27 protein-coding genes are annotated in these 24,986 nt (G+C 72.2%); 19 read left to right on the plus strand and 8 right to left on the minus strand.

What is annotated here, in order from left to right; genetic code table 11:
• Nucleotides 1-9: 9 nt before the first annotated feature.
• From BXA11_RS13065 to BXA11_RS13080, 4 genes are read right to left on the minus strand one after another with little or no spacing between them, the layout of a single operon-like run.
• Entirely contained in the window at nt 10-801 is a 792-nt protein-coding gene (locus BXA11_RS13065) for a carbon-nitrogen hydrolase family protein (protein WP_076434722.1), read from the minus strand.
• The gene (locus BXA11_RS13070) at nt 731-1,786 is read right to left on the minus strand and encodes a DUF418 domain-containing protein (protein WP_076434723.1); all 1,056 of its coding nucleotides are present in this window, start codon (nt 1,784-1,786) and stop codon (nt 731-733) included. Before BXA11_RS13070 ends, BXA11_RS13065 begins: the two co-directional genes overlap by 71 nt.
• Before the next feature lie 16 nt (nt 1,787-1,802).
• Nucleotides 1,803-2,279 carry a hypothetical protein gene (locus BXA11_RS13075; protein ID WP_076434724.1) on the minus strand — a complete coding sequence of 159 codons (477 nt, stop codon included), beginning with the start codon at nt 2,277-2,279 and terminating at the stop codon, nt 1,803-1,805.
• 13 nt (nt 2,280-2,292) lie between these two features.
• Nucleotides 2,293-3,978 carry a RyR domain-containing protein gene (locus BXA11_RS13080; RefSeq protein WP_076434725.1) on the minus strand — a complete coding sequence of 562 codons (1,686 nt, stop codon included), beginning with the start codon at nt 3,976-3,978 and terminating at the stop codon, nt 2,293-2,295.
• A gap of 1,139 nt (nt 3,979-5,117) precedes the next feature.
• On the opposite strand from BXA11_RS13080, the gene BXA11_RS13090 reads away from it, so the two are divergent.
• The 3 genes from BXA11_RS13090 to BXA11_RS13100 all read left to right on the plus strand — a co-directional run bounded on the left by BXA11_RS13090 (nt 5,118) and on the right by BXA11_RS13100 (nt 6,945).
• On the plus strand, nt 5,118-6,293 hold the full coding sequence (locus BXA11_RS13090; protein ID WP_076434727.1) for a pyridoxal phosphate-dependent aminotransferase: 1,176 nt from the start codon (nt 5,118-5,120) through the stop codon (nt 6,291-6,293).
• A 71-nt stretch (nt 6,294-6,364) separates the two neighbouring features.
• Nucleotides 6,365-6,568, plus strand: a complete 204-nt coding sequence (locus BXA11_RS13095; RefSeq protein WP_076434728.1) for a ribbon-helix-helix protein, CopG family — start codon at nt 6,365-6,367, stop codon at nt 6,566-6,568.
• The gene (locus tag BXA11_RS13100) at nt 6,565-6,945 is read left to right on the plus strand and encodes a type II toxin-antitoxin system death-on-curing family toxin (protein WP_076434729.1); all 381 of its coding nucleotides are present in this window, start codon (nt 6,565-6,567) and stop codon (nt 6,943-6,945) included. Before BXA11_RS13095 ends, BXA11_RS13100 begins: the two co-directional genes overlap by 4 nt.
• Here BXA11_RS13100 and BXA11_RS13105 read toward each other — a convergent pair.
• Nucleotides 6,929-7,570, minus strand: a complete 642-nt coding sequence (locus BXA11_RS13105; RefSeq protein ID WP_051761134.1) for a TMEM175 family protein — start codon at nt 7,568-7,570, stop codon at nt 6,929-6,931. The two genes, BXA11_RS13100 and BXA11_RS13105, sit on opposite strands and share 17 nt — an antisense overlap.
• A gap of 226 nt (nt 7,571-7,796) precedes the next feature.
• On the opposite strand from BXA11_RS13105, the gene BXA11_RS13110 reads away from it, so the two are divergent.
• From BXA11_RS13110 to BXA11_RS13150, 9 genes are all read left to right on the plus strand, one after another.
• Nucleotides 7,797-8,732, plus strand: coding sequence for a carbamate kinase (locus BXA11_RS13110; protein WP_076434730.1), 936 nt, complete (start codon nt 7,797-7,799; stop codon nt 8,730-8,732).
• Complete coding sequence (gene bar, locus BXA11_RS13115) at nt 8,732-9,838, plus strand: barbiturase (protein WP_076434731.1); 1,107 nt, start codon at nt 8,732-8,734, stop codon at nt 9,836-9,838. Before BXA11_RS13110 ends, bar begins: the two co-directional genes overlap by 1 nt.
• 151 nt (nt 9,839-9,989) lie before the next feature.
• The gene (locus BXA11_RS13120; RefSeq protein WP_076434732.1) at nt 9,990-10,559 is read left to right on the plus strand and encodes an SseB family protein; all 570 of its coding nucleotides are present in this window, start codon (nt 9,990-9,992) and stop codon (nt 10,557-10,559) included.
• Between the two features lie 189 nt (nt 10,560-10,748).
• On the plus strand, nt 10,749-11,447 hold the full coding sequence (locus tag BXA11_RS13125; RefSeq protein WP_083744197.1) for a prepilin peptidase: 699 nt from the start codon (nt 10,749-10,751) through the stop codon (nt 11,445-11,447).
• Nucleotides 11,448-11,539: 92 nt separating this feature from the next.
• Complete coding sequence (aroC, locus tag BXA11_RS13130; RefSeq protein WP_076434733.1) at nt 11,540-12,718, plus strand: chorismate synthase; 1,179 nt, start codon at nt 11,540-11,542, stop codon at nt 12,716-12,718.
• Between the two features lie 14 nt (nt 12,719-12,732).
• A complete protein-coding gene (locus BXA11_RS13135) occupies nt 12,733-13,245 on the plus strand; it encodes a shikimate kinase (protein ID WP_076434784.1) in 513 nt (170 codons plus the stop codon).
• Entirely contained in the window at nt 13,242-14,318 is a 1,077-nt protein-coding gene (gene aroB, locus BXA11_RS13140) for a 3-dehydroquinate synthase (RefSeq protein ID WP_076434734.1), read from the plus strand. Before BXA11_RS13135 ends, aroB begins: the two co-directional genes overlap by 4 nt.
• The gene (gene aroQ, locus BXA11_RS13145) at nt 14,315-14,749 is read left to right on the plus strand and encodes a type II 3-dehydroquinate dehydratase (protein ID WP_030505341.1); all 435 of its coding nucleotides are present in this window, start codon (nt 14,315-14,317) and stop codon (nt 14,747-14,749) included. Before aroB ends, aroQ begins: the two co-directional genes overlap by 4 nt.
• 14 nt (nt 14,750-14,763) lie before the next feature.
• Nucleotides 14,764-15,558: an SGNH/GDSL hydrolase family protein gene (locus tag BXA11_RS13150; RefSeq protein ID WP_076434735.1), complete on the plus strand. Its 795-nt coding sequence runs from the start codon at nt 14,764-14,766 to the stop codon at nt 15,556-15,558.
• Between the two features lie 96 nt (nt 15,559-15,654).
• Here the strand turns inward: BXA11_RS13150 and BXA11_RS13155 are convergent, their stop codons facing one another.
• Nucleotides 15,655-16,146 carry an NUDIX hydrolase gene (locus tag BXA11_RS13155; protein ID WP_076434736.1) on the minus strand — a complete coding sequence of 164 codons (492 nt, stop codon included), beginning with the start codon at nt 16,144-16,146 and terminating at the stop codon, nt 15,655-15,657.
• A 238-nt stretch (nt 16,147-16,384) separates the two neighbouring features.
• Here BXA11_RS13155 and BXA11_RS13160 point away from each other — a divergent pair, with 238 nt between their 5' ends.
• Nucleotides 16,385-17,122, plus strand: a complete 738-nt coding sequence (locus BXA11_RS13160) for a hypothetical protein (protein WP_076434785.1) — start codon at nt 16,385-16,387, stop codon at nt 17,120-17,122.
• A 159-nt stretch (nt 17,123-17,281) separates the two neighbouring features.
• Here BXA11_RS13160 and BXA11_RS13165 read toward each other — a convergent pair whose 3' ends face one another.
• Nucleotides 17,282-19,378 carry an ATP-dependent DNA helicase gene (locus BXA11_RS13165; RefSeq protein WP_076434737.1) on the minus strand — a complete coding sequence of 699 codons (2,097 nt, stop codon included), beginning with the start codon at nt 19,376-19,378 and terminating at the stop codon, nt 17,282-17,284.
• 225 nt (nt 19,379-19,603) lie between these two features.
• On the opposite strand from BXA11_RS13165, the gene BXA11_RS13170 reads away from it, so the two are divergent.
• Together BXA11_RS13170 and BXA11_RS13175 are read left to right on the plus strand one after the other, a co-directional pair.
• On the plus strand, nt 19,604-20,878 hold the full coding sequence (locus BXA11_RS13170) for a hypothetical protein (protein ID WP_076434738.1): 1,275 nt from the start codon (nt 19,604-19,606) through the stop codon (nt 20,876-20,878).
• 50 nt (nt 20,879-20,928) lie between these two features.
• Nucleotides 20,929-22,518, plus strand: a complete 1,590-nt coding sequence (locus tag BXA11_RS13175; RefSeq protein WP_076434739.1) for a Na+/H+ antiporter — start codon at nt 20,929-20,931, stop codon at nt 22,516-22,518.
• Between the two features lie 18 nt (nt 22,519-22,536).
• Here BXA11_RS13175 and BXA11_RS13180 read toward each other — a convergent pair whose 3' ends face one another.
• Complete coding sequence (locus BXA11_RS13180; RefSeq protein WP_030505334.1) at nt 22,537-22,797, minus strand: ubiquitin carboxyl-terminal hydrolase 14; 261 nt, start codon at nt 22,795-22,797, stop codon at nt 22,537-22,539.
• Between the two features lie 124 nt (nt 22,798-22,921).
• Here BXA11_RS13180 and BXA11_RS13185 point away from each other — a divergent pair, with 124 nt between their 5' ends.
• From BXA11_RS13185 to BXA11_RS13200, 4 genes are all read left to right on the plus strand, one after another.
• The gene (locus BXA11_RS13185; protein ID WP_076434740.1) at nt 22,922-23,635 is read left to right on the plus strand and encodes a ferritin-like domain-containing protein; all 714 of its coding nucleotides are present in this window, start codon (nt 22,922-22,924) and stop codon (nt 23,633-23,635) included.
• A gap of 150 nt (nt 23,636-23,785) precedes the next feature.
• Nucleotides 23,786-24,151, plus strand: a complete 366-nt coding sequence (locus tag BXA11_RS13190; RefSeq protein WP_030505332.1) for a hypothetical protein — start codon at nt 23,786-23,788, stop codon at nt 24,149-24,151.
• 101 nt (nt 24,152-24,252) lie between these two features.
• Nucleotides 24,253-24,588, plus strand: a complete 336-nt coding sequence (locus BXA11_RS13195; protein WP_076434741.1) for a YidH family protein — start codon at nt 24,253-24,255, stop codon at nt 24,586-24,588.
• A complete protein-coding gene (locus BXA11_RS13200; protein WP_076434742.1) occupies nt 24,585-24,911 on the plus strand; it encodes a DUF202 domain-containing protein in 327 nt (108 codons plus the stop codon). The genes BXA11_RS13195 and BXA11_RS13200 overlap by 4 nt, the downstream gene beginning before the upstream one ends.
• The last annotated feature ends 75 nt before the right edge of the window (nt 24,912-24,986 follow it).

Below are 24,986 nucleotides of genomic sequence, written 5' to 3' on the forward strand. Positions count from 1 at the left end.
GGGCCAAGTTTACGATCTGCCGACTCCGAGCCGGCGGTGTTCGAGCGAGGGGAGGGTGGCGCGCGCGGTCTCGGTCCACGCCGTGTCGATCTCCGCGATCAGCACGCCGGGGCCCGTGCCCAGGTCATGCCGGGCGACGCCCATCGGGTCGACGAGCATGCTGCGCCCGACACCGAACCCGTCCGGTATGGCGGGATTAGGTGCTTGACCGACCGCGATGGTCCAGGTGGTGTTCTCGATGGCCCTGGCCCTGACCAGGGTCGTCCAATGGTCCTCCTTCAGCGGGCCCGAGCCCCAGGCGGCGATCACGGCGAAGGTGTCCGCGCCTCGGTCGACAAGCGCGCGGGCCAGTTCGGGGAAGCGGACGTCGTAACAGGTGATCAGGCCGATCCTGAGCCCGGCCAGCTCCACGACCTCCGGCGCGTCCCCCGGCGCGACCAGCTTCGACTCCTTCGCGCCGAAGGAGTCGAACAGGTGAATCTTGCGGTAGGCCGCGGCGAGCGAGCCGTCCTCCCGCAGGGCGACGGCCGTGTTCCAGACCCTGCCGTCCGCGGCGGGCTCGAAGACACCGGCGATGACGGCCGTGCCGTGCTCGCGCGCGGCCTCGGCCAGGCCGGTGACGAACGGACCGTCGAGGGGCTGGGCCGTCTCGAGGATCCCCGGACCGAACCGGGAGAGCGTCGCCTCGGGAAACACGGCGAGATCCGCCCCCCGCGCCCGTGCGAGGGCGTCACGGACTGTCGAGAGGTTGGTCTCCGGGTCGTGGGCGACGGGGATCTGGCACAGCGCTACACGGGTCACGGATCACAGTCTGCCCGGTCGCCGGCATGCCCGACCAGGTGCCCCACCAGGTGCCCCGGGAGGTGCCCCACCACGTGAGCGTGCGCCACACCCACTCCAGCGGGCCGTACCGGTGCCGGGCGAGCCACCACCTGCAGAAGACCGCCTGCGCGGCGACGGTGACGACGGCGAGCACCACGACGGCGGCCCCCGTCCGGTCGGCCTCCAGAAGCGGCATCGCCACCACGATCACCGTCGTGCCCGTCACGTAGTTGGTCAGCGTCATCCGGCCCAGCGCCTCGAACACCGTCGTATGACGGGCCACCAGCAGGAACGCCGTCGCGTACGCCGCCGCGCCGCACAGCGCCGCCGCCTGGTAGACCCCGCCGCCGGGCGGCGCGTGGTTCCACCACCAGGTCAGCCCGGCCGCGAGCAGGGCCGCCGTCGCGCACACGGCGCCGAGTAACGGCCCGCTGCCCAGGCCGTCGGCCCCGGCAAGACGCCCGGTCGCCCTCCTCGCCTCCGCATCCGGGGCGGCCGCCAGGCCGAGCAGGAACAGCGCGGTGATCAGCACGTACGGATGGGGGTCGAGCACGGAGGCGACCAGGACGCCGCAGCCCACCAGCAGCACGGCCGCCCGGGGCAGCAGGCTCGCCGGAAGCAGGACGGCCACCCCCAGCAGCGCGTACGGCAGCAGCACCTCGCCGGGGTCGATCAGGATGTGCGCCGCGCCCAGCGCCGCGAGCACGGCCAGGCGCCGCAGCATGACGAGGCGCGGACGCCGCGTGCGCAGCCGTGCCGAGCGCAGGAACAGCGCGAAGGACAACCCGAACAGGAACGCGAACATCGGGTAGAAGCGGCTCTGGAACAGGTTCACCATCACCCAGTCCAGCGAGGTCGGCCCGTGCCGCACCCTCTGCTGCCAGGCGTTGACCAGCATGATCCCGCACACCGCGAACCCGCGCAGCGCGTCGACCCGCCGGATCCTGCCCCCCGTGACGTTCACCCGCAGTCCCTTCCCGTCAGTCCCTTCGAGAGCCGGGCGGCCAGAGCACCAGCACCCGCATCTCCTGCTCGCGGGCGTGCGCGACGACGTCGGCCGTGCCGCCGAACCCGCGTGCCGGCAACCCGTCCCAGACGGCGAGCAACTCGTCCGCCCGCTCCAGCATGAAGACCGAGGCGGCCATGTACGCCACCGGCTCCGGCCGTTCGAACGGCATCCTGTGCACGTGCCGCGCCAGCGTCAGCAGGTCGTCGTATCCCGCCCGGGCCGCACGCGGCAGGCTCTCCCGATATCCGGCGGCGGGCACGATCACGTCCAGCTCGCCGCCGGCCCGCAGCACCTCCCGGGCGAAGAGCTGGTCCGCCCCCTCGGCCAGGCAGGACAGGCCCACCAGCGGCCGATCCCGGCCGGCGAGGACGGCACGCAGGGCGCGGCGGACCCGGACCGCCGTGTCCCTGGGCAGGCCCCGGTGGCCGGTGAACGCGATCGTGGGCACCCCCCTCACTCGCTCAACCGACCCGCACGATCTGGAAACCGGCGGTGGCCAGGATGCGCGGCAGGTTGCGCACGGTGTCGCGGTCCTTCTCCTTCGCGGCGTCCGAGATGTTGTCCCAGCTGTCCAGGTCGGGGTGTCTCCTGTTCTCGTCGTCGCGGACCGGGCCGCGGGTCCATTCGTCGGCGACCAGGTCCCGCAGCCACCGTTCGTGCTCCATCATCGCAAGTTGCTCGATCTCGTAGTCCTTGAAGGCGAAATGCAGCTCGGGCTCCACACGGGGAGCGAGGGCGCAGCCGATGCTCGTCAGCTTGCGGCCGATGTCCTCGGCCTGCCGCCGGTTCGCCGCCCGCAGATGTGACGGCAGGCTCTCCCACGGCACCAGCGACGGGTTGGTCGCCCGCACGTGGCGGCGCGCGGTGTTCTCCGCGACGTAGCTCTCGTGGATCGCCCGGGCGAGCGTCTCCACCAGGTCCTCCCCGATGAGCCGCGGATCGCCGGCCTCCTCGTTGACCGCGAAGACGCGCAGGGCGCCGGACAGCCCCTCCAGGAGGTGGACGTCCTCGAAGGCCCGGCTGAAGGTGCCGGCCTCCTCGACCCGCACCACGAGCGACCCCGGCCCGCAGTTCCACAGGCGCAGCGAGGTGAGCGCGGTCTTGAGCGCGAGGTCCTGGTCACCATGGCACACGAACACCCGCTGGGGCGGCTCGGACGGCAGCAGCTCTCCCAGCGGCAGGTCGCCGGGCGGCGCGTCGTGCGTGGTCAGCGCGCACACCTCGGTCACGAACTCGAATCTGCGGCACACGGCCTCGACGGTCCGCGCGGCGTCGGCGTCGATGACCGTCACGGGCAGCGGGTACGGCGCGGGGATCAGCCGCCGCCTGCGCGCCATCTCGACCAGCAGGCTGCGGCCGAAGGCGTCGAGCCCGATGACGACGACGGGCTGCTCGTTCACGATCGGGTGCCGGTCCAGGAGCACCCGGGCGGCGAGCTCGTCCAGATTGAAGAAGTCGAGGCGCAGCCGGGGCCTGCCGGGAAGACTCAGCCGGCGGGCCCGCAGGGCGGCGCACAGGTCGGGATCGGAGATCAGCGCGTACGCCGACAGGGGCCGCCTGCCGCCGGCTCTGGCCACGCCGTGCGCCGCCAGGGCGATCGCCGTGTTGACCGAGCTGTCCGGCTCGCAGGCGTACAGGACGGCGGCCCGATGGATACCGGCGGCCCGGAGGGTGCCGGGGCTGCGCGCGTCGCCCCTGATGTAGAGCACCCGGCGATCGCCGGCGGTGGCCACCGGAGCCGAGCCGATCATCACGATCCGCGTGCTCGTCGCGCGCAGCCGTTCCACCAGGGCCAGGGCCGGCGACCCCGTGCCGCACACGACCACGTGCTCCTTCGACCTGCGCGCCCGGAACCGGCGCAGTTCGGCGGCGAAAAGCAGGCGGGCTCCGTCGACGAGGGTGTAGATCGTCACGCCGGGTGCGGCGAAACGGGCGAACTCCAGCATGGCCGGAAGCGGTTTCGGCTCGTCGAGCGGCGCGGAGTCGAATACGAACAGTTGCAGGTCCCAGTAGAGGAGGTCGAGGGGAGCGGACGGCAGATCCAGCGTTTTCGCATATGTGTGCAGGCCTATATATCCGGTCACCAGTGCGGCCACCGCAAGGCCCGCGAATACCGCACGCACCACGTAGCTCGCGGGAAAGGCCATAAATCCTCGTCCTTCGCTGGGTGGCACGTGCCTTTATCGAAAATAACCCGCCAAAAGGGAGCGCTCCAGGGGCCGCCCGGTGACAGGTGCTGCCGTTCCGAGGCCGCCGGGCCCTTTCGCACCACAACGGTTCGGAGGATCGTGGGCCTGAGATCCTTCGACGATCGACACGGAGGGCCCGGCGTTGACGGACGGGGTGTGGTCGGCGGATCGCGAGCGGCGCCTCGCGGTCGCGCAGCGGGGAAAGATCCATGGAGGCAGACCGGTGTTCCTGCTCCACGGGACGCCCGGCAGCCGGATCGGCCCCCTTCCACGTGAAGGTCTGCTCTATCGGCCACCCGTTACCCAAAAGAGAGGGACGAGCGCCGGCGGTTCGCGTAAGCGAGGGCGAGCTGCGTTCATACAATCGCTCGACCGCTTCCTCGCATCACTGTCGTGCCGATCCTGTGAAACTCCGCCCTGCGGTTGCTGAATTCCTTGACGGGTGCCGGAATATTCCATGTCTGAGCGTTCACCCGAAAAGATGCATGTCGGTAGAAGCTTCATGTCGAGTGCGCAGCTCCATCACCAGAACGGGAATCGCAAGAAGTATGCAGATGGGCCATGCCGGCCAAGGCTCGATCGCCACGAATCGGGAAGAGCGTTTGAGGCGACGTTGGTCGTCGTCGGCAGCAGGACGACAGCGATGACCGATGTAGTCAGAACCCAAGAGGTCCGGCGACGTGGCAGGACCGGCTCCTTCGGACGCTCTCTTCGAGGCGGTTCCACCGCCTGCTTGACACACCACTCGCAGGAAGCGTCTGTGACCACGTCGACGGGGATGCGAAAGTCTATAAATCCTGTGGCGCCGGCGGCGGAGCGCGGAGCCGGCCTCCGGCGATAGGGGGCAAGTCAAATAGTCGGATCAAATGAAGATGCGAATGAATTGCTCGTCTCGTCGGCCTCCGGCAGCTCCTTCAACGACATGTTGGCGCAGTTCTTGGCCACCCGCGGCGGGAAGGCGCGGGGGCGGGATTCCGTGTATGGCTAACGCTCTGGTGAGTCACCATGCGGACCGGAAGGCGGTCGCCCTGACGACTGCATTCTGCTGTCAAGGATTGCGGGACTTACATATAGAAGGTTTCAGATAGGCTGACGATGTGAGAGAGCCGCTGGTGCGGCGGATGCGGGAGTTCGGCACGACCGTGTTCGCCACGATGACGAAGCTGGCCGTGGACACGGGCTCGATAAACCTGGGCCAGGGTTTCCCCGACACGGACGGGCCGGAGCGCATGCTGGAGCGTGCGGTCGACGCCGTGCGGAGCGGCCTCAACCAGTATCCGCCGGGACCGGGCCTTCCCGAGCTGAGGCAGGCGGTCGCCGAGCACCGCAAGCAGTGGTACGGCCTCGCCTACGACCCCGACGGGGAGGTCCTCGTCACCGTCGGCGCCACCGAGGCCATCGCCGCGGCGATCCTCGCGCTCTGCGAACCGGGCGACGAGGTGGTCGTCTTCGAGCCCTACTACGACTCGTACGCCGCGGCCGTCGCGCTCGCGGGGGCTGTGCGCAGGGCGGTCACGCTGCGCGTCGACGCGGGGCGGTTCACCTTCGACCCGGCCGAGCTGGAGGCCGCGATCACGCCCCGCACCCGGGTGATCCTGGTCAACTCGCCGCACAACCCGACCGGGACCGTGTTCACCCGCGAGGAGCTTGAGTGCGTCGCCCGGGTCTGTCTGGAGCACGACCTGATCGCGGTGACCGACGAGGTCTACGAGCATCTCGCCTTCGACGGCGTCGAGCACGTGCCGCTCGCCACGCTGCCCGGCATGCGCGAGCGAACGGTCATGATCTCCTCCGCGGGCAAGACCTTCAGCGTCACCGGCTGGAAGACCGGCTGGGTGTGCGCTCCGGCGCCGCTCGCGGGCGCGGTGCAGGCGGTCAAGCAGTTCCTCACCTTCACCGCGAACGCTCCCTGGCAGACCGCGGTCGCGTACGCCCTGCGTGAGGAGATGGAGTGGGTCGCGGCCCAGCGGGCGGCCCTGCAGGCCAAGCGGGACCGCCTCGTGACGGGCCTGGCGGAGGCCGGCTTCGACGTGCTCAGGTCGGCGGGCACCTATTTCGTGCAGACCGACATACGGCCGCTCGGCTTCGACGACGGTCTGGAGCTGGCCCGGCGGCTGCCCGAGCTGGCGGGGGTGGTGGCCATCCCGACCCAGGTCTTCTACGACCACCCCGAACGGGGCCGTCACTACCTGCGGTTCGCCTTCTGCAAGCGGGACGAGGTCATCGAGGAGGCGGTGACCCGTCTGCGCCGCCTCAGCGGCGATCGGGTTTGATCACCCAGCGTCATCGCCCGCCTGCTTCCGGCGGATGGTACCAGCGTGATACCAGACCATAGGATGGAGGCATGGCCATGACGCTTCGCCTGACCGACGAGCAGACCGAGGCCCTCCGGCGGCGCGCCGAGAAGGAAGGCCGGAGCATGCAGCAGATCGTCGTCGCCGCGGTGGAGGAGTACCTCGCCCGGCACACCGCCGACGAGGAGGTGCACCGCCTCGGTGTCGAGGCGGTGCGACGCTGGAAGCCGGTGCTCGACCGCCTCGCCCAGTGACCGGCCACCTCTCGGTCGAGCAGGTTCTGGATCTGGCCGAACTGGCCGTTGAGGGCACACCCCGATTCCGGGATCTCGGCCTGCTCGACTCGGCCGTCCACCGGCCGCAGGCGAGAATGTTCGACCAGGAGGCATACCCCGGCCTTCTGGCGAAGGCAGCCGCGCTGCTGCACTCACTGGCGATCAACCACCCCCTCATCGACGGGAACAAGCGGGTGGCCTGGGTCTCCACCGTGGTCTTCCTCGCCTACAACGGCGTGGAGGTGGACACGGACGACGACTCGGCCTACGACCTGGTGATCGCGGTGGCGTCGGGAAAGCTCACCGAGGTCGACGAGATCGCGGACGTCTTGCGCGGCTTCACCGCCTCATCCTGAGCACCCGGAGCGTGCCGGCGGCGACGAGCGGGGTCGCCAGCCACAGGAAGGGCACCGCGGCGACCGCCCACGCGCTCACCGCGGCGGTCAGCAGCCAGTAGATCCCGATGGCCACGTAGATCCTGGCGTTGCCGCGCAGACGTCGCAGGTCGGCGTCCGGCTGGTGCAGGCGCTGCGCCAGCACCATGGTGAACAGCGCCCCCTGGGCGAGCAGCAGGATGGCTTCGTTGCCGGCGAACAGGCCGGTCGCCAGGGCCCTGCCGTCCGCCTCGGCCGGCAGGTGGCTGGCGTTGGTCTCGCCGAAGAGCGACGTCGTGTACGGCAGGACGGCCACGAAGAACAGCAGCGGGATGTGCAGCAGGAGCATCGACTGGGACACCCGCTCGATCTGGTCGAACAGGGTGTGATGGGCCCGCCAGGCGAACCAGAGCATGAGAAAGGCGATGGCGAAGGCCATGAAGGAGCCGAAATGGTCGCCGAAGAACGCCCCCAGTCGCTGGAAGTCCTCGCCCTCCGGACGGGGGAGTTCCAGGGCGAGCAGCGTGATGGCGATCGCGAAGATCGCGTCGGTGAAGACGCCGACGCGTTCGTGTGTGAGCCCGGGACGCACCTGAGGCGTGGCCATGCGGATCTCCATGAGAGGGGGGCAGTGGGGAGCATTCTGGCAGAAGCCGCCTCGGACGGGAGGCGGCAGGCGACGGGACGGCCATGGGCCCGGACCCGATGGGAACGGTCTTACCGCAGGGCTCCGAGCTGGGTTTGCCGAGCTTGGTGAAATCTGCCCATGGATGCGGCAGGGGTGGGCGAGAGTCGCCAATGAAGGCCCGGATGAGGCTGGATAGTTTCCGGATGTGGGCGGACGCGTACTGATCGCACTGGGCGGCAACGCCATGACGGCTCCCGACGGGAGCGCGTCCCCGGCCGACCAGCAGCGGGCGATCGGCGAGGCGATGGCCCACGTGGCGGCGCTCAGCAGGGCCGGGCACGAGGTGGTGCTCACCCACGGCAACGGCCCCCAGGTCGGCAACCTCCTGCTGAAGAACCAGCTCGCCGCCCACGTCGTGCCGCCCGTGCCGCTCGACTGGTGCGTGGCCCAGACCCAGGGCACGATCGGCACGCTCATCATGAACGCCCTGCAGCGCGAGCTGGGGCACGCCCGGGTGGCGGCGATCGTCACCCGCACGCTCGTGGACCCGGCGGATCCGGCGTTCCAGGACCCCGTCAAGCCGATCGGGCGGTACTTCGGGGAGGACGAGGCGCGCCGCTTCGAGGGGCACGGCCAGGTCTGGCGGCGGTTCGACCGCGGATGGCGGCGGGTGGTCGCCTCGCCGCGGCCCGTGGAGATCCTGGACGCCTCCGCCGCCGTCGCGCTCATCGACGCCGGATTCACCGTCGTCGCGGCCGGAGGCGGGGGAGTGCCGGTCGTACGGCGGGAGGACGGCGCGCTGACCGGGATCGAGGCCGTGATCGACAAGGATCTCGCCGCCGCCGCGCTGGCGGTCGCCGTCGGCGCCACCGACCTCGTGATCGCGACCGACGTGCCGAACGCCGCCGTGGACTTCGGCACGCCACGCGCCCGCCCGATCGAAGAGATCGACGTGGCCGCCCTGCGTGAGTTGCAGGCGGCCGGTCACTTCGCCGGAGGCAGCATGGGACCCAAGGTCGAGGCCGCCGTGTGCTTCGCCGAGGAGACCGGGGGACGGGCCGTGATCACCTCGCTGCACCACATCGGTGCCGCGCTGTCAGGAAATATCGGTACGAGGGTGTACAGAGGGGTGGAGAGATAGTGCCGGATCCGATCGAGGTACGGAAGGTCCCCATCGAGAGCGTCACCGACGCCTCCGGGCTGGCGAAACTGATCGACGACGGCGTGATCGAGGCCGACCGCGTGCTGGCCGTGATCGGCAAGACCGAGGGCAACGGCGGCGTGAACGACTACACGCGGATCCTGGCCGACCGGGCTTTCCGCGAGGTGCTCGTGGCCAAGGGCACCCGCACCGCCGAGGAGGTCGCGCAGGTGCCCCTCGTGTGGTCCGGCGGCACCGACGGCGTGCTCAGCCCACACGCGACGATCTTCGCGACCGTCGATCCGGCCACGGCCGTCCGGACCGACGAGCCGCGGGTGAGCGTCGGCGTGGCGATGAGCGAGGTGATCCTCCCCGAGGACATCGGCAGGCCCGCCATGGTCGAGAAGGTGGCCGCGGGAGTGCGCGAGGCGATGAAGATCGCCGGTATCGACGACCCGGCCGACGTCCACTACGTGCAGACCAAGACGCCGCTGCTCACACTGTCCACGATCACCGAGGCCAAGGAGCGCGGCCAGACCGTCGTCACCGAGGACACGCTGAAGTCGATGGACATCTCCAACTCCACCACGGCGCTCGGCATCGCCGTCGCGCTCGGGGAGATCGAGACGCCCTCGGCCGAGCAGATCCACAAGGACCTGTCGCTCTACTCGTCGGTCGCCTCGTGCTCCAGCGGCGTCGAGCTCGACCGGGCCCAGATCGTCGTGGTGGGCAACGTGCGCGGGATCGGCGGGCGCTACCGCGCCGGCCACTCGGTCATGAAGGACGCCCTGGACACCGACGGGATCTGGGAGGCCATCCGCGGCGCGGGCGTCGACCTGCCGGAGCGGCCGCACCCGGACGACCTCGGCGACCGGCTGGTCAACCTGTTCATCAAGTGCGAGGCCGACCCGTCCGGTCGCGTACGCGGGCGGCGCAACATCATGCTCGACGACTCCGATGTCCACTGGCACCGCCAGATCAAGGCGACCGTCGGCGGGGTGGCGGCCGGCGTGACCGGCGACCCGGCCGTGTTCGTCTCCGTGGCGGCGGTCCACCAGGGTCCGTCCGGCGGAGGCCCGGTGATCGCCATCGCCGACCTCGCGTGATCTTGTAGTTTGTCGCGTCGGTGCCGCCCGGCCTGCGCGTGAAGCCTTGGTGATCATGCAGAAATCCGGGCGTACGCGCCCCCGCCTGCGGCGATGTCCTCCGTGACCTTGCAGTCCGGAGGCGGCCTCCGCTGGCGGTAGGGTCGCAGACATGCCGGTCATTCCGCAGCCCCTGCGCCCCGACGACGACGGCGGCACCGACGCGCCCGTCGCCGCGGCGCTGTCGGCGTTCCAGACCGGTACGGCGACGGCGGCCGACGTCCTGGCGGTGCTCGCCGGGACGAGGCTGCTGGTGCCCGTGGTCGCGCTGCTCACCGAGTCGGAAGTGGGGGAGCACGGCCTGCGCCAGGAGAAGGAGAGCGAGATGGCCCTTCCGAAACTGGTCGGCAAGGACGGTCGCGAGGCCGTGCTCGCCTTCACCGGGACCGAGTCGATGCGCAGGTGGCGTGCGGACGCCCGGCCGGTGCAGGCGACGGCCCCGCAGGTCTGCCAGGCGGCGCGGCACGAGAGCGCCGCGGCCGTGGTGGTGGACGTGGCCGGGCCGGTCCCGTTCGTGATCGAGGGCGGCATGCTGCAGGCCCTCGCCACGGTGGAGGAGGCCAAGAGGGACGTCTCCGCCGTGGACCGCCTCGCGCGCGAGGTGCCGGGCGCCACGGTGGCCCGTCTGGGGGCCGCTGAGGAGAAGCGCCGCGGCCGCTGGTGGAGCCGCCGCCGCGCCTGAGCCGCCTCGGCGGCCTGGTCGTCCACGCGGACGCGGTCGCTGGACAGCAACGCGGTGGTTCGGCAGGAACGCGTGGGTGAACAGGAACGCGGCGGCTGACCGAAACGCGGCCGTCCACAGGGACTCGGTTGTCCACAGGGCAGCCCGCACCCCGGCCCCGGGCGGCGTGCGGGCGTTAGTGTCGGCCGCGTGTCCCTCGTCGTCCTCGCCGCCGCCGTCCTCGGCCTGATCGCCGGAGCGTACGCGCGTGCGGCCGCCGACGGCTTCGGCCCGGAGCCGGACGGCTCACGCGAGAGCCGCCGCGGAGAGATGCGGACCGCCCTCGCGGCGGCGGCCCGCACCGTGCCGCTGCCGCGCCCGCCGTACGCGGTCGAGGGCGCGACCGCGCTGGCCGCGGCGCTGGTGACCTGGCGCGTCCACGACGGCTGGGTGCTCACCGCGTGGCTGTACGCGGTGGCCGCGGGGGCCGTGCTCGCGGAGGTCGACAGGAGGACCTGGCGGCTGCCCGACGCGATCACGCTGCCGTCGTACCCGATCCTGCTGGCCCTGCTCGCGCCGTCGGGCCGCCTGCTGCCCGCGGTGGCGTCGGGCTGCGCGCTCGGCGCCGTCTACGCCGTGCTGTGGTTCGTCCGCCCCACGGGCCTCGGGCTCGGCGACGTGAAGCTGGCGGGGCTGATCGGACTGCTCACCGGCGCGCTCGGCGTGCAGGCCACGGTCGTCGCCGGGATGGCGGGTCAGGTCCTCGGCGCGCTGTACGCCGTGGGGCTGCTCCTGGCCCGCAGGGCCACCCGCACGACCGAGTTCCCGTTCGGCCCGTTCATGCTCGCGGGGGCGCTCGTCGCGGTGGCCCTGGCCGGGGCTCTACCCGGGGCTTCCCCCGGCGGGTAGCACGTGCGGTTTCCGTTCTGGGGGGATCCGCGTACGGTCATGGGGGTGTCAGGGGGACGTCGCAGTCGGGTGCACATGGAAGACTTGTCCCCATGCTGCGCTGGTTGACTGCCGGGGAGTCACACGGCCCCGAGCTTCTCGCGATCCTGGAAGGCCTGCCCGCCGGGGTGGAGGTGACCACCGCCGACCTCGCCGAGGCGCTGCGCCGCCGCCGTCTCGGATACGGCCGCGGAGCGCGGATGAAGTTCGAGCAGGACGAGGTGACGATCTCCGGCGGCGTACGGCACGGCCGCACGCTCGGCTCGCCCGTCGCGATCCGCATCGGCAACACCGAGTGGCCGAAGTGGGAGACCGTGATGGCCGCCGACCCGGTGGACCCGGCGGTGCTGGAGGGCCAGGCGCGCAACGCGCCGCGCTCGCGCCCCCGCCCCGGCCACGCGGACCTCGCCGGCATGCAGAAGTACGGCTTCGACGACGCGCGGCCGGTGCTCGACAGGGCCAGCGCGCGGGAGACCGCCGCCCGGGTGGCGCTCGGGCAGGTCGCCCGCGCCTTCCTCAAGCAGGCCCTCGGCGTCGACATCGTCAGCCACGTGGTCTCCATCGGCGAGGCGAGCGCGCCCCCCGACGTGCTTCCCGGCCCCGGCGACATGGAGGCGGTGGACGCCGACCCGGTGCGCTGCGTCGACCCGGCCGCGAGCGCGGCGATGGTCGCCGAGATCGACAAGGCGCACAAGGACGGCGACACCCTCGGCGGCGTGGTCGAGGTCGTCGTCTACGGCCTGCCGCCGGGCCTCGGCAGCTACACCCACTGGGACCGCCGTCTCGACTCCCGTCTCGCCGGGGCGCTCATGGGCATCCAGGCGATCAAGGGGGTCGGGGTCGGCGACGGCTTCGAGACCGCCCGCCGCCCCGGCTCCCGGGCCCACGACGAGATCGAGAACACCCCCGAGGGCGTGCGCCGGATGACCAACCGGGCCGGCGGCGTCGAGGGCGGCATGACCAACGGCGAGCCGCTGCGGGTCAGCGCCGCGATGAAGCCGATCTCCACCGTGCCCCGCGCGCTCGCCACGGTCGACGTGCTGACCGGCGAGGCGGCCAAGGCGCACCACGAGCGCTCGGACGTCTGCGCGGTCCCGGCCGCCGCGATCGTCGCCGAGGCGATGGTGGCGCTGGTGCTCGCGGACGCGGCCGTCGAGAAGTTCGGCGGCGACTCCGTGGAAGAGGTCGCGCGCAACCTGTCGGGCTACCTGTCGTCCCTGGTCATCAAGTAATAAGGTTTGTGATCATGCAATCGGCGTCCCAAGGCCCCGCCGCGGTCCTCATCGGCCCGCCCGGCTCGGGTAAGTCCACGGTCGGGCGGCTCCTCGCGGACCGCCTCGGCCTGCCGTTCCGCGACACCGACGCCGACGTCGAGGCCGTCGCCGGCAAGAGCGTCAGCGACGTGTTCGTGGAGGACGGCGAGGAGAGGTTCCGCGAGCTGGAGGCGCAGGCCGTGCGCGAGGCGCTGGAGACGCACCCCGGCGTGCTCGCGCTCGGCGGCGGCGCGATCCTGCACGAGCACACCCAGAAGCTGCTGTCCGGCCACCGGGTCGTCTACCTCCAGGTCGGGCTCGACCAGGCGGTCAAGCGGGTCGGCCTCGCCTCGGCCCGCCCGTTGCTGGTGCTGAACCCGCGCAGCCGGCTCAGGCAGTTGATGGAGCAGCGCCGGCCGATCTACGAGGGCCTCGCAGCGATCACCGTCGCCACCGACGGCCGCGAGCCCGAGGACGTCGTGACCGAGATCGAGGCGGCGCTGTGACCGCGACACGCATCACCGTGCGGGGCGAGACCCCGTACGACGTGGTCGTCGGCACCGACGTGCTGACGGAGCTGCCGGGCCTGCTGGACGCGAAGGTGCGCACGGTCGCCGTGATCCACCCCGCCGGGCTGCCTGAGATCGCCAGGCCGGTGCGCGAGACCCTGGAGGGCGCCGGGTTCGAGGTCGTCGCCCTGCCCGTGCCCGACGGCGAGGAGGCCAAGTCCGTCCACGTCGCGGCCGAGCTGTGGTCGGCGTTCGGCCGGTACGGCATCACGCGTTCCGACGCGGTCGTCGGCGTCGGCGGCGGGGCGACCACCGACCTGGCCGGGTTCGCGGCCGCGACGTGGCTGCGGGGCGTCCAGGTCGTGCAGGTGCCGACCACGCTGCTGGCCATGGTGGACGCGGCGGTCGGCGGCAAGACCGGCATCAACACCCCGGAGGGCAAGAACCTGGTCGGGTCCTTCTATCCGCCGAAGGGCGTGCTGTGCGACCTGGCCACCCTGACGAGCGTGCCGCGTGAGGACTACGTCGCCGGCCTCGCCGAGATCATCAAGGGCGGCTTCATCGCCGACCCCACGATCCTCATGCTGATCGAGGACGACCCCGCCGCCGCGCGCGCCCCCGAAGGCGAGCACACCCGCGAGCTGGTCGAGCGCAAGATCCGGGTCAAGGCCGACGTCGTCGGGGCGGACCTGCGCGAAAGCGGCCTGCGGGAGATCCTCAACTACGGCCACACCCTCGCTCACGCGATCGAGCGGGTCGAGGACTACCGCATCAGGCACGGCGAGGCGGTGGCCATCGGGCTGGTCTACGCGGCGGAGCTGTCCCGGCTGGACGGCCGGATCGGCCGCGACGTCGTGGACCGCACGCGCTCGATCCTGGAGTCGGTCGGGCTGCCCACCTCCTACCGCGCCGACGCATGGCCGCGGCTCCGCGAGCACATGCGGGTGGACAAGAAGGCCAGGGGAGCGGTGCTGCGGTTCGTCGTGCTCGACGGCATCGGCAGGCCCGCCCGCCTGGAGAACCCGTCGGAGGAACTGCTCGAAGCCGCGTACCGGGAGGTCGCCCGATGAGGCAGGTGCTCGTGCTGAACGGGCCCAACCTGGGCCGTCTCGGCAGCCGGGAGCCCGACGTCTACGGCGCGCAGACCTTCGACGACCTGGCGGCCCTGTGCCGCGAGAGCGGCCGCGAGCTGGGCCTGTCGGTGGAGGTCAGGCAGACCGACGACGAGGCCGAGCTGGTGAGCTGGATCCACGAGGCGGCCGACAGCAGGACCCCCGTGGTCCTCAACCCCGCCGCCTTCACCCACTATTCGTACGCGTTGCGCGACGCGATCGCGCAGCGTACGGCCCCGCTGGTCGAGGTGCACATCTCCAACCCGAACGCACGGGAGGAGTTCCGCCACACCTCGGTCGTGGCGGCGGTGGCCACCGGGACGATCGCGGGGTTCGGCATGCGATCGTACGAGCTCGCGCTGCGCGCGATCGCGGACATGGGCGAGTGACGAAAGAAGGGACCATGGGCTACCGGTCGTACGTGGCGGTCGGAGACAGCTTCACCGAGGGGCTCAACGACCCCCTCCCGGACGCGCCCTCTCCGGCGCCGGGGGAGGTGGTCCGCTACCGGGGCTGGGCCGACCGGGTCGCCGAGCGGCTCGCCTTACTCGAACCCGACTTCCGCTACGCCAACCTCGCGGTGCGGGGGAAGCTGATCGACCAGATCGTCGCCGACCAGGTGCCCGAGGCCGTCCGGCTGAAGCCCGACCTCATCAGCTTCTGCGCGGGCGGCAACGACCTCATCCGCCCCGGCGCCGATCCCGACCAGATGGCCAAGAAGCTCGCCGCCGCCGTACGCGACCTGCGGGCCACCGGCGCCGACGTCGTGCTGTTCACCGGGACCGACCCACGGGACACCCCGATCATGCGGCAGCTGCGCGGCAAGTTCGCGATCTTCTTCATGCACGTCCGCTCGATCGCCGACCTGTACGGCTGCCACCTGGTGGACATGTGGTCGATGCAGGGACTGCGGGACTGGCGGGCCTGGAGCGGCGACCGGCTGCACATGAACGCCGAGGGCCACCGCCTGGTCGCGGCCCGGGTCCTGCACGTGCTCGGCGTGCCCGGCGAGGACGACTGGCGCAAGACGTGGCCGCCCCGGGAGACGGTGGACCCGAGGGCCAAGCGCCGCGAGGACGTGCAGTGGCTCAGGGAGCACTTCGGGCCGTGGATCGGGCGGCGCCTTCGCGGCACGTCCTCCGGCGACGGTCTCGCCCCCAAGCGGCCCGAGCTCGGCCCGCTGCCCCCTGCTCTCTAACTCTGCTCTCTAACTCTGCTCCCTGAGCCTGCTCCGTGACCTTGCTTCCTAGGCCTGCCCCCTCCGGCTGATCCGGGACACGCGCCGATCCGGCGACTACTCCGGCATGCCGGACTGCGCCGCCGCGCGGCGCAGGCTCCGTGATGTCCAGGGTGGGCAGTCCGGATCGCCTTCGGCCTGAGCGGCGGTGAGCCAGAGGACATCCTCCACCTCCGTCGCCGAGGCGGTCACGGGCTGGGCGTGCGCCGGCATCGTCGCGCGGAAGACCACGTTGACGACCGGGTCGCCGTCGTCGGTCACGAAGAACCCGCTCTCCACGTAGGAGAGCCGGGCTCCCGTGATGTCGACCCCGATCTCCTCGGCGACCTCACGTCGTGCCGTCTCCTCGAGCACGTCGAGTCCCGCGCCGTCGGCCTCGACCTTGCCGCCCACGCCGGCGAGCGTGCCGGGTGCGTGAGCCTCCTGCCTGCCACGCCGGATGAGCAGCCACCGGCCGTCTCGTTCCAGGAAGACCTCGACGTTCACGACGAAGGCCGGTCGGCCGCCCCGGGTGCAGCACACCGACGTGACAGGGGCGTCAGCGCTCATGCCCACGCACTCTACGCGCGGCTGCGGGGCCTCACGCCCTGCCGAGGCCCGGACGATGGCGTCGTCCGGGCTGTGGCACGCGGCGCCGCCGGCAGCCCGGACGGCGCGGACGCCGCCTCAGACCGGCGGAGGTCCTACCACGGTCCGATGCGAGACAGGCGGAGATCGCGCGAAGATCCTTCTTCACGGCCACCGGCGCAGGGGACGCCGATGCCGGATTGAAGCAAGGGGAGTGACGATGGCGTGGAGACGGTGGCGCGTGTGCCGGCGCGGACGGCTGTGGCTGCTCGTCGTGCTCGCGGCCCTGCCGATCGCGACGGCCGCCGTCGTGGCGATTGCCTTTCCTTCGGTCGCCGCCACGATTTGTCCCGGGTGTTACGGGCTGGAGCGGCTGGCTCCGGGCGTCTACGCGGAGTCGGGCCTGCCGCCGGACCGGAGGCGGCAGGTGGTCTCCACCGTGGAGGAGGCGGAGCGGCGCGTCCGCGACTTCTACAGCGGCAGGCAGGGCTCTCCCCGGATCCTCGCGTGCCTCAGCGACCGCTGTTACGGCCGGATCGGCGGCGGAGGGGAACGGGGCGTCGCGGTGCTGAACCGCGCGGTGATGTTGTCGCCCGAGGGCGTGGATCCGGTCATCGCCTCCCACGAGATGTCGCACGTCGAACTGCACGCCCGCCTGGTCACGGATGATGCGGTGCCGCAGTGGTTCGACGAGGGCCTGGCCGTTGTGGTCTCCGGCGACCCGCGCTACCTCGCGGCGGAGACGGCGGCCGACCGCTGCCTGGTGAGCACGGACGCCGTGCTGCCGGTGACGCTGGACGCCTGGCTGCGCGCGGCCGGCACGGACGTGCGCACCTACGCGAAGGCGGCGTGCCGGGTGAGCCGGTGGATCACCGCCAACGGCGGGCCGCATGCGGTGCTCGACCTCGTCCGGCGCCTGAACGCGGGGGAGACGCTCGGCGCGGTCACGAAGATGTGACCAGAGCCGGCGCGGCAGCGTTTTCCCGGATAGGTGAGGCGAGACGCCGAGGCGAACGGGGGCGCGGCAGCGCCCCCGCGCAGGCACAGGCGGGACACCGGGGCGGGCTGCGTGGCCGGAGCTCCGCCAGGCGGCCTGAGCCTCGCCCGGCGGCGCGGGTCAGGCGTCGGCGGTGAGGCGGCGCAGGGCGTCGCGGACCTTCGCGGGGTCGGTGGTACGCCAGAAGGGCGGCAGCGAGTTGAGCAGGAACCCGCTGTAACGGGCGGTGGCGAGCCTCGGATCGAGAACGGCGACGACGCCGCGGTCGTCCATCGACCGCAGCAGCCGGCCCGCGCCCTGCGCCAGCAGCAGCGCGGCGTGGGTGGCCGCCACCGCCATGAAGCCGTTGCCCCCCGTGGCCGCCACGTGCCGCTGCCGGGCCGAGGCGAGCGGGTCGTCGGGACGCGGAAACGGGATCCTGTCGATGATCACCAGGGTCAGCGACGGGCCCGGCACGTCGACGCCCTGCCACAGGGACAGCGTGCCGAACAGGCAGGTGGCGGGGTCGCCCGCGAACTGCTTGACGAGCTGCGAGGTCGAGTCGTCGCCCTGGCAGAGCAGCGGCACGTCGAGCCGCTCGCGCAGCGCCTCCGTGGCGGCCTTCGCGGCCCGCATGGAGGAGAACAGGCCGAGCGTGCGGCCGCCGGCCGCCTCGATCAGCTCGGCGATCTCGTCGACGTACGCCTCGGGCAGGCCGTCGCGGCCGGGCTGGGGGAGATGCGTGGCGACGTAGAGGATGCCCCGGCGCGGGTGATCGAACGGCGAGCCGACGTCGAGGCCGGTCCACTCCCCGGCCCGCAGGCCCCATTGGCGGGACAGGCTGTCGAACGTGCCGCCGAGCGCCAGCGTGGCGCTGGTGAGGACGACGGTGCGGTCGCCGAACAGCTTGTCGCGCAGCATGCCGCCGACCGACAGCGGCGCCACCCGCAGGGTGGGGGGAATGCGCCCGCGCCCCTCCTCCAGCCAGACGACCTCCGCCCGGTGGACCTCCTCGGACCGGACGTCCGTGCCCCCGCCGTTCGCGCCGCCGGAGCTCGCCGAATCCCGGGCGCTCGCCGAATCCGGGGAGCCCGGGGAATCCATGTCCTCGTCGTCTCCGGCCCCGTCACCGCCGGACGCCGGGCCGAAGGCGTCGAGCATCCGCTGGGCGGTGTCGTGCACTTCGTCCAGCGCCGTGAACGCGGCCTTGCGCAGCCCGGCGTTCTCGGGGTCGTCCTTGTCCTTGTTACGCGGCCCGAGGGCGGTGATGCAGGCGAAGGCGGCGTCGCGCACCAGCGCGAGCGTCATCCCGAGCGACTGCGGCAGCGTGTCGACGCGGCCGGGCGGGGCGACGGCCAGCAGGGCGCGCAGGTCCTCACCCGCCTCCTGGAGCCGGTCGGCCACCCCCTGCTCGATGAGCCGCCCGGCCCGGCGGACGGCGAGGCTCACCGTGCTCTCCGACAGCTCTCCGGTGACCACGGAGGTCACCCGGTCGACCAGCTCGTGCGCCTCGTCCACCACGACCACGTCGTGCTCGGGCAGGACCGCGAAGTCCTCCATGGCGTCGATGGCCAGCAGCGCGTGGTTGGTCACCACGACGTCGGCCTCGCCCGCGCGCTCGCGGGCGAGCTCGGCGAAGCAGTCGGCGCCGCTGGGGCACCGCTGGGCCCCCAGGCACTCCCGGGCCGTCACGGAGAACTGCCGCCAGGCCTGGTCGCTCACGCCGGGCACGATCTCGTCGCGGTCGCCGGTCTCGGTCTCGTTGGCCCAGTCCTGGATGCGCTGGACCATCCGGCCGGTGGCGCTGACCTCACGCGGGTCGAAGAGCTGGTCGTCCTCGTCCTCGGGCATCCCGGCGGCCATCTTGTGGCGGCACAGGTAGTTGCGGCGGCCCTTGAGGATCGCGAACTCGGGGCGGTGCGGCAGCAGGCTCTCCAGCGCGTCGGCCAGCCGGGGCAGGTCGCGGTCGACCAGCTGGCGTTGCAGCGCGATCGTGGCGGTGGAGACCACCACGGCGTCGCCGCTTTCGGCCGCGTGCCTGATCGCGGGCACGAGGTAGGCCAGGGACTTGCCGGTGCCGGTGCCGGCCTGCACCGCGAGGTGCTCCTCGCTCTCGATGGCGTCGCCCACCGCCTGCGCCATCTTGACCTGCCCCGGGCGCTCGACTCCGCCCAGTCCGGTCACCGCGGCGGTGAGGAGTTCTTCGACGGGCGGAAGCTCGGAACGGTCCTTGGGCACGGAAGAACGCTACCCGGTGCCACCGACATCCTGTGCGTGTCCGTCCCACCACATCCTGGCGTTCCAGGAACTCCCTCCCGGCGCGCATGGCACACTGAGATGTCAGTGCTCTCAAGGTCAACGGCGATCTACCCAGTGAGGTCGAAAAGGGAAGCAACGGAAGTTTCGTGAGGGTTCCCGAGATCGAGTGGACGGAAAAGGGCAGGTAAAGGCACTATGTCTGCCATGTCGGAAGTTGTCCCACTGCCATCGTTCGGCGAGGTGTTCTTCGACGCTCGTGGCCAGGACCGTGTGCTCCGGGTCACGTGGCACGACGGCACGCTGGTGCTGAGCCTGTGGCGGGGCGAGATGTGCACGGCCAGTTTCCGCATGCCCATGGACGACGTGGGACGGCTGATCGACACCCTCGACGAGGGTTTCGCCGAGGCGGGCGGCGAGGAGCAGGACGCGGGGACGGGACCGTTCCCACGCCAGGGGACGCCGGGCCAGGACGGCTACGCCCCCCAGGAGGCGTCGTACTCCGCGCACCCGCAGGACCAGGGGCAGGACCCCTACGCGACCCAGGTCCACGACCCGTACGCGGCCGAGTCCCCGGACGCGTACGCGACGCGGGGCCAGGACGCCTACGCCGTTCCCGACGGGTACGTGGGGCAGCCCGGCGACGGATACGCGGCGCAGGACCTCTACGGCGCGCCCCAGACCGGGCCGCACAAGCTGCCTCAGGTCCCGTACGGCCAGGCCCGGGACGGGTACGCCGCCGACGAGGGCCACCCCGCCGCGCCCGACGGCTACGGCCAGGCCCCGGACGGGTACGGCAGGGCCCGCGACGGATACGCGCAGGACGAGAACGGCTACGCAGCGCGGGACCGCCGCGCGTCGCGCGACGCCGGGTTCCCCGAGCCGGCCCCGTCCGACTACGAGTACCCCGACTACCCGGGCGCCGACTATCCAGGCCCCGACTATCCAGGCCCCGACTATCCGGGCACAGGGCAGTACGCCCGTCCGCCGGTGCCGCCGCCCGCCCCGGCCCCCGAGGCCTACCCGGCGCCCGCCGCGTTGGGCCCGAACGACGTGCTCGTCGCCCGGGGCACGCCCTCCCAGGACCGCCTCGTGGCGTCCTCGGCCCAGACCGGCCCCCAGCCGGCCTACCGCCCGGCCCCGCAACCCCGCCAGGCCCCGCGCCCCCATGCCCCTCAACCCCAGGCCCCGCAGCCGACGGGACAGCCCGCGGGTCAGCAGCCCGGGGCGGTCGACCCGAGCGACCCCCTCGGCCTCGGCCCGGTCCGGCCCTACGTCAACGAGCAGTACGCGGGCGAGCCGCCGCTCTACACCACGGGCGAGCGCCTGCGGCCGGACCAGTGGCCGGCGGGTCAGGCCCCGGACCAGCACGCCGAACACGAGCGCCGCGGGGGGCGGCGCGGCGGGCAGCCCTCCGGGGACTCCCCGATTCCGTGGTCGGACGAGGATGGAGAGGGCTGGGACACGTCGCGGGGGTGGTGATGAGGGTCACGTTCGGCGGGAGTTCCAGCTGTAAGTAACCTCATCGTCTGATGGAAACAGCAACAGCACTGCAGTTCCTCCTGCTCCCGGCCGGCGCTCTCGGCGTCGCCGCCCTGGCACGGTGGCGTGGCTGGTCGGCTCCACTGCTCCTGGTGGTGGCCGGCCTCGCCGCGTCCTACGTGCCCGGGGTCCCCGACTACAGCCTCGATCCGCACATCGTCCTGGTGGTCTTCCTGCCGCCGATGCTCTACTCGGCGGCACTGGACAGCTCATATCTGCGGCTGCGCGACGCCGCCAGGCCCGTCGGCCTCCTGGCCGTCGGGCTCGTCCTGGCGACGACCGTGGTGGTCGGCTTCGTCGTGCACGCGATCGTCCCCGATCTCCCGCTCGCCGCGGCGTTCGCGCTCGGGGCGATCGTCGCCCCTCCCGACGCCGTGTCGGCGGTCGCGATCGGGCGCAGGCTCGGCCTGCCGCGACGCGCGCTGACAATCCTCGTGGGCGAGAGCCTGTTCAACGACGCCACCGCGCTGACCGCCTACCGGGTCGCGGTCGGCGCGGTGACCGGCGCCGCCGCCGGCCTGCTCGACATCGGCGGGCAGTTCCTCCTGGCCGCCGGGCTCGGCGTGGTGATCGGCCTCGCCATCGCCTACCTCTCCGGGTTCGTGCTGCGGCGGCTCGGCGACGCGCTGATCGCCAACGGGGTCTCGCTGCTCGTGCCGTACGCCGCCTACCTCGCGGCCGAGGCCGTGCACGCCTCCGGCGTGATCGCCGTCGTGATCGTCGGCATCTACCTGGGCCACGAGCTCAGCCGGACGACGTACGGCACACGCCTGTTGTCGGACGCGGTCTGGAAGGTCGCCGACCTGGTGCTCGAGTCGATCGTGTTCGCCCTGATCGGCCTGCAGCTGCGCCCGATCATCGCCGGGCTGGACGGCCAGCGGCCCGGCGAGCTGGCGACGTACGCGCTCGTGCTGTTCCTGCTGGTCGTCCTCGTGCGGTTCGTGTGGGTGCCGGCCAGCGCCTGCCTGCCGCGGATGCTGTCGAAGCGGGTGCGCGCCCGGGAGCCCAAGACGCCGTCGTGGCAGAACATGGTGCTGACGAGCTGGGCGGGCATGCGAGGGGTGGTGTCGCTGGCCGCGGCCTTCGCCCTCCCCGAGCACTTCCCCCAGCGCAACCTGTTGCTGTTCCTGACGTTCGCGGTCGTCGTGGGCACGCTGATCGTCCACGGGCTGTCGTTCCCCTGGCTGATCAGGCGGATGGGCGTCTCCACCGCCCGGGAGCGGTACGGCGACGACCTCGCGGAGGCGGGTGCCCAGCAGGCCGCCGCGGCCGCCGCCCTGGCGCGGCTGGAGGAGCTCACCTCCGACGGCGTGCTGGACGTCCACGAAGAGGTCGTCGACCAGTTGCGCACCCGCTCCGAGCGCCGGGCCATGCACGCCTGGGAGCGGCTCGGCGGCGGCACCGGCCCCGAGGGAGAGGAGACGCCCGCCGCGCTCTACCGGCGGCTGCGCCGCGAGATGCTCGCCGCGGAACGTGAGGTGTTCGTGCGGCTGCGCGACGAGCGGCGCATCGACGACGAGGTCCTCCACCGGGTCATGCAGGAGCTCGACTTCGAGGAGGCGACGCTCGAACGCAGCTGAGCGGGCCCAGGGCGCCGTCTACTGGCTCAGGCGCTGGTCCACGAAGCACCAGCGCCAGTCCTCCCCTCGCTCGAACGAGCGGATCACCGGGTGGCCGGTCTCCTTGTAGTGGGCGGTGGCGTGCTTGCCGGGAGAGGAGTCGCAGCAGCCGATGTGGCCGCACTCCAGGCACTTGCGCAGGTGGACCCATCGCATGCCGTCCTCCAGGCACTCCTGGCAGCCTTCGGGCGTGAGCGGATCCGGGTCGGCCGTAACGAGCAGGTGTTCGCAATTCCCCATGCCGCCGATGCTACGGCGCGCGGTCGGGTACCCGGCGCCCCCTCCCCGGCCGGGGGCCGTGTGCGCCGAACCTCCACAAACTCCCCCTCGGGATCTGCACATCGCTTCCGTAGGTTCGTGGGCCATGACGACGACGGTCGACACGGGCGACTTCACCGCCTGGTTACGCGACTTCCAGGGCGCGGCGCTGCTGCGGCGCACCTGGGGCGACCCCGACTGGAGCGCGGGAGCCCTGCTGGAGCCCGCCCTCGTACGCAGCCTCCAGCGGTTCCAGGTGGGCGAGGACGGCGACGGCGCCCGGCTCATGGACAAGGCCCGCCAGGCGGGCGACCCCGTGTACGCGGAGGCGGTGCGCCTGTTCGTGGCCGAGGAGAGCGAGCACGCCCGGCTGCTTGCCCGGCTCCTGGAGGCGGCGGGTGGGGCGACGATCGCCGGCCACTGGACCGACGCGGTCTTCGTCCGGCTGCGGCGGCTCCTCGGCCTGCGCACGGAGCTGATGGTGCTGATGCTCGCCGAGGTGGTCGCGCTCGGCTACTACCGCGCGGTGCGCGACGGCGTCCGGGACCTGCTCGCCTCGGAGGTCGCGGGCCGGATCCTCGCCGACGAGCTGCGCCACGTGCCCTTCCACCGCGATCGGCTGCGGATGTCCTTCCGGAGATCCTCCCGGCTGTCGCGGGTGATCGCCGCGGCCCTGTGGTGGTCGCTGCTGGCGGGAGTGCTGGCCGTGGTCGCCATCGATCACGGTGAGGCCCTGCGCGGGGCCGGAGTGTCCAGGACCGCCTTCGCCCGCGAGGTCGTGGGGTATTTCCGCGAAATCGCCGCCGAGGTGATGACGTGATGAAGGCGGGGCGATGCCGAGATGATGAGGGAGTGAAGTCGGGATGACGACAGGGTGAAGGCGGGATGACGAGGGGGTGAGCTCGGAGGGGCCCGAAGGGCCGGCTTCGGCTCCGCGGCGGGCGGGCCGCCGTTGGGTAGGGTGATCGGCATGCGACTCCTCCCGTTCGCCGCCGCCTGCGCGGCCGCCGTCCTGCTCGCCTCCGGCTGCGCGAGCGCGGACAAGGCGCAGACGTGCGCCGAGGCGACGCGACTGGTCAGCCAGACCATCAGCGAGATCGGCGCGGTCGTGAACGACCCCGCCGCCATGCGCGAGAAGATCCAGGACGGCGCCGCCGACCTGGAGGACATGGCGAACAAGGCCGCCGACACCACGCTCAGGGATGCCCTCCAGGGGCTCGCCGACAGCCTCCAGAAGCTCGATGTCGACGACGCCAACGCGGCGGTGGACGCGGCGCAGAAGGTCGCCACCGACGGCGCGACCTACCTGCGCGAGGTCAGCAAGGCCTGCCTCTGATCCGGCCGTCGCCGCTCCATCCCGGCGCCCGCCCACGACGGCCGGTGAAAGCGGCCAACCCGGCAAATCTAGGGGAAAAGGGGCAGAAATAGCGTTATCGCATGGAAGAGAACGAACCAGACCCCCGCTTCGTCCTCGCCAACGAGCGCACGTTCCTCACCTGGATCAGCACGTCCCTCGCGCTGAGCGCCGGGGGCATCGCCATCGCGGTCGTCCCCGAGGGCGTCTTCGTGCCGTGGGTGCGCACGCTGCTCGCCGTAGTGCTCGTGCTGCTGTCCGCCGTTGCCGCGGGCTCGTCCTATCCCCGCTGGCGGCGCATCGACCGGGCGCTCCGGCAGGACCGCGCGCTCCCGCCGCCCGCCCTGGCCCCCCTGTTCGGGTACGGCGTGGCCGGGGTGGCCGTCCTGGCCCTGCTCCTCATCCTCGTGGAACGGTGAGCGGCGAGCCGAGGCCGGGGCTGCACAGCGAGCGGACCCGGCTGGCCTGGGTCCGCACGGCCGTGACGATGGCCGGTGCCGGCATCGGAGCGGCCGGGATCTCGGTGCGCCAGGATCTGGTCGCGCTCGCCGTCCCCTTCGCGGCGGCCGCGCTTGCCGGGGCGGTCCTGCTCCTGCGCACCGGGACTCGCCACCGACGCCTGGAACGGGCGCTGCGGCAGCGGCGCCCGCTCGACGACCGGTTGGACACCGGCGTCGCCTGGGCCGGCGCGCTCGCCGTCGCCGCCGCGGCGCTGGTCATGGTGCTCACGCTGGCCCTGTGAACACCGCACGTCCCGCACAGGCAGGTAAGACCGGACGGCTCGGTCCGCCACGAGACAGAGGCGGGCCGAGCCGTC

Source organism: Microbispora rosea, from assembly GCF_900156315.1.
Classification (GTDB): Bacteria; Actinomycetota; Actinomycetes; order Streptosporangiales; family Streptosporangiaceae; genus Microbispora; species Microbispora rosea.

Excerpts from the sequence above, each read along its gene's own strand:
- BXA11_RS13080 (WP_076434725.1), bottom strand. The coding sequence starts at position 3,978 with ATGGCCTTTCCCGCGAGCTACGTGGTGCGTGCGGTATTCGCGGGCCTT.
- BXA11_RS13095 (WP_076434728.1), top strand. The coding sequence starts at position 6,365 with ATGGCCATGACGCTTCGCCTGACCGACGAGCAGACCGAGGCCCTCCGG.
- BXA11_RS13105 (WP_051761134.1), bottom strand. The coding sequence starts at position 7,570 with ATGGCCACGCCTCAGGTGCGTCCCGGGCTCACACACGAACGCGTCGGC.
- BXA11_RS13120 (WP_076434732.1), top strand. The coding sequence starts at position 9,990 with ATGCCGGTCATTCCGCAGCCCCTGCGCCCCGACGACGACGGCGGCACC.
- aroC (WP_076434733.1), top strand. The coding sequence starts at position 11,540 with ATGCTGCGCTGGTTGACTGCCGGGGAGTCACACGGCCCCGAGCTTCTC.
- BXA11_RS13135 (WP_076434784.1), top strand. The coding sequence starts at position 12,733 with ATGCAATCGGCGTCCCAAGGCCCCGCCGCGGTCCTCATCGGCCCGCCC.
- aroQ (WP_030505341.1), top strand. The coding sequence starts at position 14,315 with ATGAGGCAGGTGCTCGTGCTGAACGGGCCCAACCTGGGCCGTCTCGGC.
- BXA11_RS13150 (WP_076434735.1), top strand. The coding sequence starts at position 14,764 with ATGGGCTACCGGTCGTACGTGGCGGTCGGAGACAGCTTCACCGAGGGG.
- BXA11_RS13155 (WP_076434736.1), bottom strand. The coding sequence starts at position 16,146 with ATGAGCGCTGACGCCCCTGTCACGTCGGTGTGCTGCACCCGGGGCGGC.
- BXA11_RS13160 (WP_076434785.1), top strand. The coding sequence starts at position 16,385 with ATGGCGTGGAGACGGTGGCGCGTGTGCCGGCGCGGACGGCTGTGGCTG.
- BXA11_RS13170 (WP_076434738.1), top strand. The coding sequence starts at position 19,604 with ATGTCGGAAGTTGTCCCACTGCCATCGTTCGGCGAGGTGTTCTTCGAC.
- BXA11_RS13175 (WP_076434739.1), top strand. The coding sequence starts at position 20,929 with ATGGAAACAGCAACAGCACTGCAGTTCCTCCTGCTCCCGGCCGGCGCT.
- BXA11_RS13180 (WP_030505334.1), bottom strand. The coding sequence starts at position 22,797 with ATGGGGAATTGCGAACACCTGCTCGTTACGGCCGACCCGGATCCGCTC.
- BXA11_RS13185 (WP_076434740.1), top strand. The coding sequence starts at position 22,922 with ATGACGACGACGGTCGACACGGGCGACTTCACCGCCTGGTTACGCGAC.
- BXA11_RS13190 (WP_030505332.1), top strand. The coding sequence starts at position 23,786 with ATGCGACTCCTCCCGTTCGCCGCCGCCTGCGCGGCCGCCGTCCTGCTC.
- BXA11_RS13195 (WP_076434741.1), top strand. The coding sequence starts at position 24,253 with ATGGAAGAGAACGAACCAGACCCCCGCTTCGTCCTCGCCAACGAGCGC.